The 14,342-nt window shown below is 72.6% G+C and carries 9 protein-coding genes; 3 read left to right on the top strand and 6 right to left on the bottom strand.

Annotated elements, in window-relative coordinates:
* Positions 1-287 precede the first annotated feature (287 nt).
* From CG740_RS15790 to CG740_RS15780, 3 genes are all read left to right on the top strand, one after another.
* A complete protein-coding gene (locus CG740_RS15790) occupies positions 288-770 on the top strand; it encodes a MarR family winged helix-turn-helix transcriptional regulator (RefSeq protein ID WP_100575753.1) in 483 nt (160 codons plus the stop codon).
* Positions 771-876: 106 nt separating this feature from the next.
* The gene (locus tag CG740_RS15785; RefSeq protein ID WP_199846460.1) at positions 877-3,345 is read left to right on the top strand and encodes an MFS transporter; all 2,469 of its coding nucleotides are present in this window, start codon (positions 877-879) and stop codon (positions 3,343-3,345) included.
* Positions 3,346-3,510: 165 nt separating this feature from the next.
* On the top strand, positions 3,511-4,329 hold the full coding sequence (locus CG740_RS15780) for a YceI family protein (RefSeq protein ID WP_100575751.1): 819 nt from the start codon (positions 3,511-3,513) through the stop codon (positions 4,327-4,329).
* A gap of 653 nt (positions 4,330-4,982) precedes the next feature.
* On the opposite strand, the gene CG740_RS15775 is transcribed toward CG740_RS15780, so the two are convergent.
* The 6 genes from CG740_RS15775 to CG740_RS15745 form a co-directional block, all read right to left on the bottom strand.
* Positions 4,983-5,759: a TetR/AcrR family transcriptional regulator gene (locus tag CG740_RS15775; RefSeq protein ID WP_100575750.1), complete on the bottom strand. Its 777-nt coding sequence runs from the start codon at positions 5,757-5,759 to the stop codon at positions 4,983-4,985.
* 77 nt (positions 5,760-5,836) lie between these two features.
* Positions 5,837-7,420: an MFS transporter gene (locus CG740_RS15770; protein ID WP_100575749.1), complete on the bottom strand. Its 1,584-nt coding sequence runs from the start codon at positions 7,418-7,420 to the stop codon at positions 5,837-5,839.
* Positions 7,421-8,137: 717 nt separating this feature from the next.
* Complete coding sequence (locus tag CG740_RS15765) at positions 8,138-10,345, bottom strand: ArnT family glycosyltransferase (RefSeq protein WP_100575748.1); 2,208 nt, start codon at positions 10,343-10,345, stop codon at positions 8,138-8,140.
* Entirely contained in the window at positions 10,342-11,901 is a 1,560-nt protein-coding gene (locus tag CG740_RS15755) for a bifunctional glycosyltransferase family 2/GtrA family protein (RefSeq protein WP_234376273.1), read from the bottom strand. Before CG740_RS15755 ends, CG740_RS15765 begins: the two co-directional genes overlap by 4 nt.
* A 50-nt stretch (positions 11,902-11,951) precedes the next feature.
* Entirely contained in the window at positions 11,952-13,583 is a 1,632-nt protein-coding gene (locus CG740_RS15750; RefSeq protein ID WP_234376272.1) for a sensor histidine kinase, read from the bottom strand.
* A gap of 6 nt (positions 13,584-13,589) precedes the next feature.
* On the bottom strand, positions 13,590-14,330 hold the full coding sequence (locus CG740_RS15745; RefSeq protein WP_053725868.1) for a response regulator transcription factor: 741 nt from the start codon (positions 14,328-14,330) through the stop codon (positions 13,590-13,592).
* Between the last annotated feature and the right edge of the window lie 12 nt (positions 14,331-14,342).

Here is a 14,342-nt window from a genome sequence, read left to right as displayed (position 1 = left end):
GCGAACGCGCCCGCGAGGCGCCCGCGAGGCGGCTCGGACGTCGCCCGGCGCACCTCCGCGCAGCACGCCCGCGCCGCCGTCCCACCCCCTCATCGCCTCCCTCACCGCCCCCTCGCCACCCCTTCCCGATCACCCCGCACAGGCGCCCGCAAGCCCCCGACCTGCACCTTGGGTTTTCATATGCGAAGCCTTTGCGTTTCCTTTGCCGCCAAGGCCCCGATTTAGTTTGCCTTCGGCAACCAACAATCTTATGGTTGCCCGAAGCAACAAGATTTCGGGAGGTGTCCATGGCCGCACAGAGTCACTACGAGGAGCTGGCCCGGCAGCTCAGCGCGATCGGCGCGGTCAAGCGCGGGCTCGCGCGGATCCTGCCGCCCGAGTGCCCCGCCGGCTCGGCCGCCGTGCTGACCCTCCTGGAGCGCCACGGCGAGATGCGGATCAGCAGGCTCGCCGAACTCCTCGCGGTGGACATGTCGGTGACGAGCCGTCATGTCGCACACGTCGCCCAGCGCGGCTGGATCGAGAGGTCCGCCGACCCGGCCGACAAGCGCTCGCGCATTCTGCGGCTCACCCCCGAGGGCCAGACCATGATCGACGATCTCGGCCTGCGCACCACGGAGATGTTCGCGCACACCCTCAAGGACTGGACCGACGACGAGGTCGGGCAGCTCAACACGATGCTGGCACGCCTGCGGGACTCCTTCGGAGACTGCCGGGCACCCCACGTCAGGGGCCCCGAGACCCGTCCGCCGACCCGTACACCCGCTTAGCGCCAAGCGCCAAGCGCTACGCGTCACGCGCTCGCTTCACGCGCTCGCTTCACGCAGCAAACCAACCCGTACACCCGCCCAACAGACGTACAAGACAAGGAACTTCATGGCTACGACCACACCAGCCGGTGTGCGGGGCGGCCACGCCAAGCACGGAGGGCACACGCCGTCCGAGAGTGGCGCGCCGATGACTCACCGGCAGATCATGGAGGCGCTTTCCGGGCTGTTGCTCGGCATGTTCGTCGCCATTCTGTCCTCGACGATCGTCTCCAACGCCCTGCCGCACATCATCAGCGACCTGGGCGGCGGCCAGTCCGCGTACACCTGGGTCGTCACGGCCTCGCTGCTCGCGATGACCGCCACGACCCCGCTCTGGGGCAAGCTCTCCGACCTGTTCAGCAAGAAGCTGCTGGTCCAGATAGCCCTGGTCATCTACGTGTCCGGCTCGATCGTGGCCGGTCTGTCGCAGAGCTCGGGCATGCTCATCGCCTGCCGCGTGTTCCAGGGCATCGGCGTCGGCGGTCTCTCCGCGCTCGCCCAGATCATCATGGCCGCCATGATCTCGCCGCGTGAGCGCGGCCGTTACAGCGGCTACCTGGGCGCCACGTTCGCGGTCGCGACGGTCGGCGGACCGCTGCTCGGCGGTCTGATCACGGACACCAGCTGGCTCGGCTGGCGCTGGTGCTTCTACGTCGGTGTGCCGTTCGCGGTCATCGCGCTCATCGTGCTCCAGAAGACCCTGAAGCTCCCCGTCGTGAAGCGGGACGTCAAGGTCGACTGGACCGGCGCCTTCCTGATCAGCGCCGCGGTCTCGCTGCTCCTGGTCTGGGTGACCTTCGCGGGCGACAAGTACGACTGGATCTCGTGGCAGACCTACGCGATGGTCGGCGGCTCGATCGTGCTCGGCGCGCTCTTCGTGTTCGCCGAGTCGAGGGCCAGCGAGCCGATCATCCCGCTGCGCCTCTTCCGCAACCGCACCATCACCCTCGCCTCGCTCGCCTCGCTCTTCGTGGGTGTCGCGATGTTCGCCGGCACGGTCTTCTTCTCCCAGTACTTCCAGCTGGCGCGCGGCAAGACGCCGACGATGTCCGGTGTCATGACGATCCCGATGATCGGCGGACTCTTCATCGCGTCCACCGTCTCGGGCCAGGTCATCACCAAGACAGGCAAGTGGAAGGCGTGGCTGGTCAGCGGCGGTGTGCTGGTGACGGCGGGCCTCGGTCTGCTCGGCACGATGCGCTACGACACCCCGTACTGGCACCTCGCCGTCTACATGGCGCTCATGGGCCTCGGCATCGGCATGATGATGCAGAACCTGGTCCTGTGCACCCAGAACCAGGTCTCCCCCGCGGACCTCGGCTCGGCCTCCTCCGTCGTCGTCTTCTTCCGCTCCCTCGGTGGTGCGGTGGGCGTCTCGGCGCTCGGCGCGGTCATGGCCAACCGGGTCAGCCACTACGTCACCGACGGCCTCACCGCGCTCGGCCCGCAGGGCGCCGCGGCGGCCAAGAACAGCAGCGGCTCCGGCACCATCCCGGACCTCAGCGTGCTGCCCGCCCCGATCCGTACCGTCATCGAGAGCGCGTACGGGCACGGTGTCGGCGATGTGTTCCTGTACGCGGCGCCGTGCGCGCTGCTCGCCTTCCTGATCACCCTCTTCATCAAGGAGATCCCGCTGCGCACCCGAGCGGTAGGCGCCGCCGAGTCCGAGCAGGCGCCCGCCGCCGCTCCGGCTCCCGCCCAGGTTCCCGCCCAGGCGGCGGCAGTCGAGGCCGCCCCGGTGGCCGACACCCTGACCGCTCCCGTGCTCGACGGCATCCCGGTGCGCGGCACGGTCCGGGCGGCCGAGGGGGCGCCCGTCGCCTCCGCCGCCGTCACGCTGATCTCGCTCGGCGGCAGCCAGCTCGGCCGCGCCGTCGCGGGCCCCGACGGCGGGTACCTGCTCGCCGCGCCGGGCGCCGGAAGCTACGTCCTGATCGCGGCCGCCGACGGCTTCCAGCCGCAGGCCTCCACCATCGTGGTGGGCGTCGAGGCGCTCGCCTACGACATCCTCCTGTCCGGCACCAGCGGTCTCGCGGGTGCGGTGAAGGCCGCCGAGACCGGGGCTCCGGTCGAGGGCGCGATGGTGATCGTGACCGATGTGCGCGGCGATCTGCTGGCCACCGGGAAGTCCGGCGCGGCCGGCGAGTTCACCTTCGGTGAGCTGGTCCCGGGCCAGGTGACCGTGGCGGTCAACGCGGACGGCTTCCGCCCGCTGGCCCTGCCGGTGGAGATCTCGGGCTACGGCGTGACCCGCGTCGAGGCCGCCCTCCAGGCCGGCGCGCTGGTCCAGGGCACGATCCGGGGCGGCGGCGACCGCCGTCCGCTGGCCGACGCCCGCGTCACGCTGCTCGACGCGGCGGGCAACGTGGTCGCCAACGCCACCACGGGCGACGACGGCGCGTACGCCTTCGCCGACCTGAACTCCGGCGAGTACACGGTCATCGCGACCGGCTACCCGCCGGTGGCCGGCTCGCTGACCGTGGCCGGCCGCGGTGTCGACGGCCACGACATCGAACTCGCCCACCCGGGCGAGTAGTTGACCCCCGGGTGCGCCTTCGCTTCGAGCGGAGGCGGGGCGCGCCCGGCGTGGAAATGGGCCCCGGGAACGGGGCGGCGGGCAGGGGACGGCCGGCCGTCCCGCCCCGGGGCCCGGCCTTTTGACCCCAAGAGGCTTCTGCACTTGAAGAGGAGAGAAAACGGGATGGGACTGCGGGCACAGGTACGGACGCGCGACGGCTGGGCGGTTTCGCACGCCGTGGTGACGATGACCGACATGACCGGCACGCAGGTGCTGCGCGCCGCGGCGGCGGAGGACGGCTCGGTGTCGGCGGACGTGGCTCTCGCGCCCGGCCCCTACACGGTGATCGTGACGGCCGTCGGATACGCCCCGGCCGCCTCCACGGCGCTGGTGACGGCGAGCGGGCGGGCCTCGGTCGGCACGGTGGTGCTGGCCCGGCAGGGCGGCGTCGAACTGCCGCCGCCGGGTCCCTGGACGATCGACCCGGCGCATTCGTCGGTCGGCGCGGTCGCCCAGCACCTGGGCATCTCCAGCGTGCACGGGCGGTTCGGGGAGTTCGGCGGGCGCATCGAGATCGCGGAGGACCTGGAGAAGTCGCGGGTCGAGGCGGTCATCGGCGCGGCGTCGATCGACACGGGGAACGCGATGCGGGACGGGCACCTGAAGTCCCCCGACTTCCTGGATGTCGAGCGCTTCCCGGACATCACCTACCGCAGCACGGACCTGGTCCCGGCCGGGCCCGACCGCTGGACGGTACGGGGTGAACTGTCGCTGCACGGAGTCGTCCGCGAGGTCGACCTCGACCTGTCCTACCTCGGTACGGGCCCCGACCCCTGGGGCGGGGTACGGGCGGCCTACCGGGCGACGGCGGAGCTGCGGCGCGAGGACTTCGCGATGAACTACAACCAGGTGGTGCAGGCGGGGATCTCGGCGATCGGCACGACGCTGAAGGTCGAGCTGGACATCCAGACGGTCCAGGGCGAAACCCTGCCGACCGCCTGACCGGGGCACCCGGCGGCCCTGGGCTCCGCCCGGGAGCCGGCCCGGGATCCCAACCCGGGGTACCGGCAGCCCGACCCGGGGTACCGGGAGCCCGGCCCGGGGTACCCGGGAGCCCGACCCGGGGTACCCGGGAGCCCGGCCGCTGCGCGGCCCGGTCGGGCAGTTGCCTGCGCCCCAACCCCCTTCTCGGGTGCGGACCGTGGCCGCTTCTCGCGCAGTTCCCCGCGCCCCTGTAGGTGACCCGGGGTGCCCGGGAGCCCGGGGCCGCTGCGCGGCCCGGTCGGGCAGTTGCCTGCGCCCCAACCCCCTTCTCGGGTGCGGACCGTGGCCGCTTCTCGCGCAGTTCCCCGCGCCCCTGTAGGTGACCCGGGGTGCCCGGGAGCCCGGGGCCGCTGCGCGGCCCGGTCGGGCAGTTCCCCGCGCCCCAACCCCCCTCTCGGGTGCGGACCGTGGCCGCTTCTCGCGCAGTTCCCCGCGCCCCTGTAGGTGACCCGGGGTGCCCGGTTGCCGGCGCCCCTGAAGGCCTCGGTGCCGGCCCGCACCAGGGCATTTCAGCCCGTCCGGCGATTGAGGACGAGCGCCCTTAAGGCGCGATACGGGGTCCGGGGCGGAGCCCCGAAGCGGGGGGCAGGGGGCAGGGCCCCCTGCGGGGGTCAGGGGGAGCTCAGCGCCTCGATGCCGGCGATCAGCAGCGTCAGCGCGAAGTCGAAGTCCCGCTGCCGCATCTCCTGCACCGTCACCCCACCCCGCGCAGCCATCAACTCCGCCGCATCGGCGAACTGATCCCGGTACTCCGGCTGAGAGGCCAACGCCCCCATCGCCTCCGCGAAGAACTCGTCCTGCGTACGCCCCGCATCCGCACACCGCTGCACGAACGTCCCCTCGATCGTGCCGAACCCGTACACGAACTGGAACACCGCCGCGAGCCCGCCCATCTGCCCGTGCGCGGGCAGCCCCGTACGGGCCAGAATGCGCTGGGCCGTGCGCGAGAAGGCCATCGAGTGCGGCCCGATGTTGAGGTAGCGCCCGATCAGCGCCGACGCCCAGGAATGCCGGACGAAGATCGCGCGATAGCCCACCACGACCGTGCGGAGCTGATCGCGCCAGTCCGCCGCCTCGTCGTCCATGTCGGGGATCTCGATCTCCGCGAACACCGCGTCGAGGGCGAGTTCGAGGAGGTCGTCCTTGTTGTCGACGTACCAGTACAGGGACATCGCGGTGACCCCGAGTTCGGCCGCCAGGCGCCGCATGGAGAACTTGACGGCGCCCTCGGCGTCGAGGAGGCGTACGGCCTCGGCGGTGATCCGGTCCCGGTCGAGCACGGGCCCGCCCTCGGGCGCCCCCGCTCGGCGCACCCGGCGACTCGCCTTGCTCCCGAGCCACACGCTGGTACGCGCCGCGTCCTTCGTGCGGTCCGCCGCCGATACCATCGCTGCCCTCCTCGGTCCTCGCTGCTGCCGACCCATCAGGTCAGGTCCGGAGTTCGGGTCCCTCACCCCCGACGATGCTATGCCGCGGGAGCCGCCCCGTCGGGCGCGGGCGCCGATCGTTCGGCGCGGTGCAGCAGGACCGCCGCGAGCAGCCCGCCCGCGAGGACCGCGCCCGCGCCGACCAGCTGGCTGGTCTCCAGGCCCGAGGCGAACGCGTCGGCGATCCGGCCCCGTTCCGCGCCGTCCCCGGCGGCGGCCAGGGCCGCGGGCAGCGAGGCCGCGGCGACCGGCGCGAGCGCCGCGAACCGGGAGTTGAGCACGGCGCCGAGCACCGCGACCCCGAGCCCGTTGCCGAACTCCCCCAGCGTGCCGTTCACGCCCGCCCCCACGCCCGCCTTCTCCGGCGGGATCGCGCTCATGATGGCGTTGGCCATGGCCGGCATGGACAGCGCGATCCCGGCCCCCATCACGACCAGGCCGAACAGCGTGCCGCCGTAGTTGTGTCCGCCGAGCAGCGCGATCGAGGCGAGCCCGGCCGCGTTCGCGGTCATGCCGATGGCGATGGCGCGCGGGGTGCCGACCGTGGCGACCAGTTTGGCGCCGACGCCCGTCATGTTCAGTACGACCACACTGAGCGCGAGCGGCGCGGTGCGCAGGCCCGCCTCCAACGGACCGTAGCCGAGCACGAACTGGAGGTGCTGGGTGAGCAGGAACAGCGATCCCCCCATGCCGAAGGCGACCAGGATCGACCCGGCGACCGCGCCGACGAACCGCCGGTCGCGGAAGAAGTGCATGTCCAGCATCGGGTGCTCGATGGACAGTTCCCAGCGTACGAAGGCCGCGAGGAACACGGCCCCGACGGCCGCCGAGGCCAGCACCTGGCCCGAGAGCCAGCCGTGCCCCGGCCCGGAGATGATGGCGTACACGAGACCGGTCATGCCGATGGTGGAGAGCAGCGCCCCGAGCAGATCGGGCCGGTCGCCGTGGGGGTTCTTCGACTCCGGTACGAGGACGACCACGGCGACCAGGCCGAGGACCGCGACGGGGATGTTCACCAGGAAGATCGCGCCCCACCAGAAGTGGTCGAGCATGACCCCGCCGATGAGCGGTCCGGCCGCGAAGCCGAGCGAGTTGACGGTGGCCCAGATGCCGATGGCCTTGACCCGGGACTCCTCGTCGAAGATCTGCACGACGACGGCGAGCGTGGTGGTCATCAGGAGTGCCCCGCCGATGCCCATACCCGCGCGGGCGGCGATGAGCTGGCCGACGTTCTGCGCGAGACCGGCCACCAGCGAGCCGATACCGAAGAGCGCGAGCCCCGCGGCGAGCATCTTCTTGCGCCCGTAGCGGTCGGCGGAGCTGCCCGCGGTGAGCAGCAGTCCGGACTGGACCAGCGAGTACGCGTTGATCATCCACTGGATGTCGGCGGTGGAAGCGCCGAGCGAGGTGGTGAGGGAGGGGATGGCGACGTTGAGCACGGTGTTGTCGAGCAGCACCGTGAGCACGGCGAGGCAGATGACACCGAGGATCAGCCAGCGCTGCGGGTGTGGCTGCGGGTGTGGCTGCGGCTCCGGCCGGGTCTGGGGCCGCGGCTCCGGCTGGGGCTGCGGCTCCGGCTGGCCGGCGGATGCGCCGGATTGCTCGCCTGTCGATGCTGTCATGGTGGCCCCCGGTTTTCCCTTGGCTCGCGATGCGTCTTATACGGCGTACGTCATGCCGCCGCTATACACCGTAAGGCGGGTCTTCTACGCCGTAAAGCCATTTACGGCGTGAGCGCGGACGGGGCCGGGCGCGGACGGCGGCGCAGCCCCCGAACGCCCGGCCCGGCTCGGCCACGCGCCCACCCCGCTCGCCCCGACAAGCCCCCGGCCCCCGGCCCCCGCACAACTGGCCATCAAGCGAGGGAAGTTCGGACCCATCGCCCCCAACCACCACCGGCTACCGCCCCTGCGCCCCTTAACCCCGCCTTCGTCCGCGAACCGTGGTCGCTTCTCGCGCAGTTCCCCGCGCCCCTAACCCTCTGTCGGCCTCGCACCGTGCGTGGTTGCTCGCGCAGTTCCCCGCGCCCCCAACCCTCTGTCGGCCTCGCACCGTGCGTGGTTGCTCGCGCAGTTCCCCGCGCCCCCTAAATGCCTCGGTGCTGGCCAGCATCGGCATCTTCAGCCCGTCCGGCGTTTGAGGACGAGCGCCGTTCAGGCGCGAACGGGGTCCGGGGCGGAGCCCCGAACCGGGGGGCAGGGGGCGGAGCCCCCTGCGGGGGTTCGAGGGGCGCAGCCCCTCAAGGGGGTCTGGGGCGCAGCCCCAGGGCTCAGCTGATCCAACCCGCCGCACGGGCGGGCGGGTGGGCAAACCCCCCAGGCCGCCCCCGCGCAATCCCGCTAGCTCACCGGCGAGGTGAGGTCATAGAAGGTGGCGGCCCCAACCGTCACCTTCTCGAAGGACGCCTCCACCCAACTACTGATCGCACTGCCACCAGACTTCCCACCCCCCATCATCCCCCCACCCCCGGAGACGAAGTAGTGGATCTTCCCCTCGGCCACGTACTTCTTGAACTGGTCCAGCGTCGGCGACGGGTCGCTGCCGTTGAAGCCACCGATCGCCATCACCGGCTTCTGGGTGGCGAGTTGATAACTCGCGGCGTTCTGCGACCCGATGGCCGCCGCCGCCCAGGTGTACCGGTCCGCGTTGTTCTTGAGGAGCGCCTGCGCCGCTGCGCTCACCTTGGCACCGTCCAGGAGCCCTCCCATGCCACCCCCCAGACCGCCACGCTCACCCGAACCCGAACCCGAACCCGGCCCCGCAGCGCCACCCCCACCGGTACCGGCACCCCCACCGGGAAAGCCCTGACCCGCACCCGCACCCGGGCCCGCCCCACGGCCCGGCCACCCCCCGTTCTGCCCGGCACCAGAACCAACACCAGCACCAGCACCAGCGCGCGCACCCGCACCAGCACCCGCACCCGGCCCACCCCCGAACCGCATCCGTCCACCACCGCCACCGCCACCGCCCCCGGGCCCGCCCCTGCTCGCCCCGGCGGGGCCCGCCGTGACGATCGAGCCGGTGTGTCCGGTGTCCAGCGTGCTCACCGCGTACGCGGCGGGCCCGGCAAGCGAGGCCGCGAGACCGAGACCGGCGACACCCAACGCGGCCCTGCGGTCCAGCCGGCCCGCGAGGGCGAGGCCGAGGCCCGCAGCGAGGCCACCGATCAGTACGGCCCAGCGCAGCCACGGCAGGTAGTCAGGGGTGCGCCCGAGCAGGACGTACGACCAGATCGCGGTGGCAGCCACCACCGCCCCTAGGGTGAGCGCCGCGCCGATGCGCGAGCGCTCCTCCCACAGGACCGTGACGCCCATGCCGACGAGCGCCGCGATGTAGGGGGCCAGGGCCACCGTGTAGTACTGGTGGAAGATCCCCGCCATGAAGCTGAAGATCACGGCGGTCATGAGGAGCGCCCCGCCCCAGGCGAGGAACGCGCCCCGAGCGGTGTCGGTGCGCTTGGCCTTCCAGGTGACGACAAGGCCCGCGATCAGCAGGAGCAGGGCCGCCGGAAGGAGCCACGCGATCTGGCTGCCCACCTCGGAGTTGAACATGCGCCCGATGCCGGTCGCCCCCCAGCCGCCACCGCCGCCCCCGCCTCCTCCGCCCGGACGCATGCCCGCCGGGAGTTCCATGCCGCCGGGCCGCGCGCCCCCGCCGCCGACGCTGCCGGTCTCGTCGCCGCTGAGGCGGCCGAGCCCGTTGTAGCCGAAGGTGAGTTCAAGGAACGAGTTGTGCTGCGAGCCGCCGATGTACGGGCGCGACGACTTGGGCCACAGCTCCACGGCCGCCACCCACCAGCCGCCTGCCGCCACCAACACACCCGTGGACAGGGCGAGTTGACCGAGCCGACGGCGTATCGAAGTGGGCGCGCACACCGCGTACAGGACCGCGAGCGGCGGCAGGATCAGGAAGGCTTGCAGGGTCTTGGTCAGGAACGCGAAGCCGATCGCGACCCCGGCCCACACCAGCCACTTGGTGCGGGCGTCCTCCAGGGCGCGCAGGACGCAGTACACGGTGACCGTCATCAGGAGCGCGAGCAGCGCGTCCGGGTTGTTGAAGCGGAACATGAGCGCCGCGACCGGCGTCAGGGCGAGTACCGCGCCGGAGATCAGCCCGGCCGCCGGACTGAACCGGCGCCGCACGGCCGCGTACAGGACCGCGACCGTGCCCACGCCCATCAGGACCTGGGGCAGCAGGATCTGCCAGGAGCCGAGACCGAGGAGGCGTACCGAGAGGGCCATCGGCCAGAGCGCGGCCGGAGGCTTGTCGACGGTGATCGCGTTGGCCGCGTCGAGCGAGCCGAAGAAGAACGCCTTCCAGCTCTGGCTGCCCGCCTGGACGGCCGCCGAGTAGAAGGAGTTCGCGTACCCGGAGGCGCTGAGGTTCCACAGGTAGGCGGCGCAGGTGACGGCGAGCAGCGCGAGGAAGGCGGGCCGGGCCCAGGCCGGGTCCTCGGGGCGGCCGCGCCACAGCCGGCCGCGTACGGACCGGTGTCCGTCCGCTGCGACCCCCTCACTCGAATCGGCCAGGGGTGAGGTCGTGGTCATCGTGCGTCGCCCTTCGGTTCGGCGTGGTGCGGGGTGTTCTCGGTCGCGGTGTCGGCCGTGGTGCCGCTCGCGGTGTCGGCTGCGGTGCCGCTCGCGGTGTCGGCTGCGGTGCCGCTCGCGGTGTCGGCTGCGGTGTAGGTCGCCGTGTCGGCTGCGGTTTCTGGGCCGGGTCCGGGGCCGGGGCCGGAGCCGGTATCGGGGGCGGTATCGGGGGCGGAGCCCGCGCGGTCGGGGAACACCCAGGCGCGGAACAGCAGGAAGCGCAGCACCGTGGCCGCGAGGTTCGCCGCGAGCAGGACGGCGACCTCGGTGGAGTGCGCGGCGTCGGCGTTCGCGGCGTCGAGGGCCGCGAGCGAGCCGCTGGTCAGGGCGAGCCCGATGGCGAACACCACCAGGCCCTGCGCCTGGTGGCGCACCGCCCGGTCCCGGCCGCGAACGCCGAACGTGAGCCGCCGGTTGGCCGATGTGTTGGCGACGGCCGACACCAACAAGGCGACCGCGTTGGCGAGTTGGGGACCCATCACGGTACGGGAGAGCGAGTACAGGGCCAGGTAGAAAAGGGTGGAGAGCGCGCCGATCACGCAGAACCCGACGAGCTGCCGGGCGAGCCCACCGGGCACCCCGCTCAGCTGCCGGTCCCTGGGGTCGTCACCGAACGGCCGCGAGAGCCGGTCCAGTGGCAGCGCCCCGACGGCGAGCGCCCGCCCGATCCGCCACACGCCCCTCAGGTCGTCCATCGCCGTGCTGACGATGTGCACGGTGCTGGCCGGGTCGTCGACCCAGTCCACCGGCACCTCGTGGATGCGGAGCCCGGCCCGCTCGGCGAGCACCAGCATCTCGGTGTCGAAGAACCACCCCGTGTCCTCGACCATCGGCAGCAACCGCTGCGCCACATCGCGCCGGATCGCCTTGAACCCGCACTGGGCGTCGGAGAACCGGGCCGCGAGCGAACCGCGCAGGATCAGGTTGTACGTGCGCGAGATGAACTCCCGCTTGGCACCGCGCACCACCCGCGAGGAACGCGCCAGGCGCGAGCCGATGGCGAGGTCGGAGTGTCCGGAGATGAGCGGCGCGACCAGCGGGAGCAGCGCGTTGAGGTCGGTGGACAGGTCCACGTCCATGTACGCGAGCACCGGCGCGTCCGAGGCCGACCACACCGTACGCAGTGCCCGCCCGCGCCCCTTCTCCTCCAGGCGGAAGGCCCGCACCTCGGGTATCTCCCGCTCAAGTCTGCGGGAGATGGCGGGAGTTGAGTCGGTACTCGCATTGTCCGCGACCGTGATCCGGAACCCGTACGGGAAGGTCCGCGCGAGGTACTCGTGCAGCCGCCGTACACACCGCTCCAGGTCCCGCTCCTCGTTGTAGACCGGGATCGTCACATCGAGGACGGGGGTGCCGGCCGGCTGGACCGTCAGGTGCCGACGGGCCGGGAGGGCCACGGGGTGTGCCGGATGGACCGAGTGCGCCGGATGCGCCGGATGCGCCGGGACCGTCGCGCGGGGCGCGGGGTGCGGCGCGGCGTGTGGCGCGGTCGCGGCAGAGGGTTCGGTTGGCATACGCCGACCCTCGCGAGCGGCGCTGTCACACCTGTGTGGTCGGCCTGTGCTCAGCCTGTGAGGTGCGGGGCGGCCGGGCGGCCCGCGCGGGGCGAGTGTCCGGAGTCCGTCCCGGGCCGGTGTCCGGAGTCCGTCCCGGGCGATCGTCCGGGTTCCGCGCGGCGGCCGTCCGGGTTCGGCGCGGGGCGGACGCCCGGGCCACGGTCCTGCGCCGGCAGGAGGACCTCGAACACCGTGCGCCCGGGCCCACTCCGCACGCCCACCCGCCCCCCGTGCGCGGTGACGACGGCCTGCACGATGGCGAGGCCGAGCCCGGTGGAGCCCGCGTTGCGCGAGCGGGACGCGTCCCCGCGCGCGAACCGCTCGAAGACGTGCGGCAGCAGCTCGGGCGGGATGCCGGGGCCGCTGTCCTCGATCTCGACGGCGACCTCGGGCCCGCGCGGCTCGACCCGTGCCGTGACGGTGGTCCCCGGCGGGGTGTGCGTACGGGCGTTGGCGAGCAGATTGACCAGGACCTGCTGGAGCCGCTCCCGGTCCGCGCACACGGCGACCGGCTCCGGGGGGAGTTCGAGCCGCCAGGTGTGACCCTGCCCGGCGGCGTGCGCGTCACCGACCACGTCCACCACCAACGCGGAGAGATCAGTGCTCTCGTACGAGAGCGGGCGTCCGGCGTCGAGGCGCGCGAGCAGCAGCAGATCCTCGACCAGCCCGGTCATGCGGGCCGCCTCCGACTCGATGCGGCCGAGCGAGTGCCGGGTGTCGGGCCCGATGTCCTCGCGTCCGCGCCGGGTCAGCTCGGCATAGCCCCGGATGGAGGCGAGCGGTGTCCTCAGCTCGTGGCTGGCGTCGGCGACGAACTGCCGCACCCGTGTCTCGCTCTCCTGCCGCGCGCTGAGCGCCTCGTGGACGTGGTCCAGCATCCGGTTGAGCGCCGCGCCCACCTGCCCGACCTCGGTCCTGGCATCCGCCTCGGCCCCCGGCACCCGCTCGTGCAGTGCCACCTCGCCGCTGTGCAGGGGGAGTTCGGAGACCCGGGTGGCGGTGGCGGCGACCCGGCGCAGCGGCCGCAGGGCCACCCCGACGATGGCCGCGCCCGCGATCCCGGCGGCGACGAGCCCGGCGGCGGTGACGCAAATGACCACGACCACAAGGGTGTTGACGGTGACGTCCAGCTTGTCGGTGGGGTAGCCGAGCACGATGGCGCGGTCCGGGTCCCACAGGGCCCGGTAGTCCCCGAGGCCGGGGAGCGTGACGGAGTGCACCTTGCCGTCCTTGGGGACGGTGGCCAGCGCCCCGGCCTGCGCCCCGGACAGCGTCACGGTACGGCTCTCGCCCTCGCGTTCCGGCTGGGTGCTGCGCAGCCCGGTGAGCGAGCCGTCGGCCGCGACGCCCGCGCCGACCGTGGACAGCGGCTGTCCGGGGCGGGACACGATGAAGTCGAGCCGGTCACCGTCCGGCGGCCGCTGCCCCTGCCCCTGTCCCTCTCCCTGCCCCTGGGTCGCGTGCCCCATCGAGCGCAGGGGGAGCGCGGCGCGCAGCTGATTGTCCAGCTGGCCCTGGAGGTTGGCGCCCATGGCGAGGACGGTCACCGTACCGATGACGGCACCCACCACCGCGAGCAGCGCGACCGCCGACACCACCAGCCGGGTGCGCAACGACCAGGGCCGCCGGAACCTGGCCACGCGGTCCTACTCCCCGGGCTTGATCAGATATCCCGCACCGCGCCGGGTGTGGATCATCGGGGAGCGCCCGGCGTCGATCTTCCGCCGCAGATAGGAGATGTAGAGCTCGACGACGTTGGCCTGGCCGCCGAAGTCGTACGACCAGACCCGGTCGAGGATCTGCGCCTTGCTGAGCACCCGGCGCGGGTTGCGCATCAGGAAGCGGAGCAGCTCGAACTCGGTCGCGGTGAGGTGGATGTTGACCCCGCCCCGGGTCACGTCGTGGCTGTCCTCGTCGAGCGTGAGGTCGCCGACGGCGAGGACGGACTCGCTGCGCAGGGCGGCCGTGCCCGAGCGGCGGATGAGTCCGCGCAGCCGGGCGACGACCTCCTCCAGGCTGAACGGCTTGGTGACGTAGTCGTCGCCGCCCGCCGTGAGCCCGGCGATCCGGTCCTCCACGGAGTCCTTGGCGGTGAGGAACAGCACCGGTACGTCGGGCAGTTCGCGGCGCAGCCGCCCGAGGACGGCGAGGCCGTCCATGTCGGGCAGCATGATGTCGAGGACCACGGCGTCCGGCCGGAAGTCCCGGGCGTCGCGCACCGCCCCGGCCCCGTCACCGGCGCTGCGCACTTCCCAGCCTTCGTAGCGCAGCGCCATGGAGAGCAGCTCGCTGAGCGGCGCCTCGTCGTCCACGACGAGTACGCGCACGGGGCTGCCGTCCGGCCGCAGCATTTCGGTCCGCCCCTGGGGCGAGGAGGTAACGGTCATGGCCCCACCCTG

This window comes from Streptomyces sp. CB01201 (genome assembly GCF_002803085.1).
Taxonomy (GTDB): domain Bacteria; phylum Actinomycetota; class Actinomycetes; order Streptomycetales; family Streptomycetaceae; genus Streptomyces; species Streptomyces hundungensis.
This window is presented reverse-complemented; position numbering and strand designations above follow the sequence as displayed.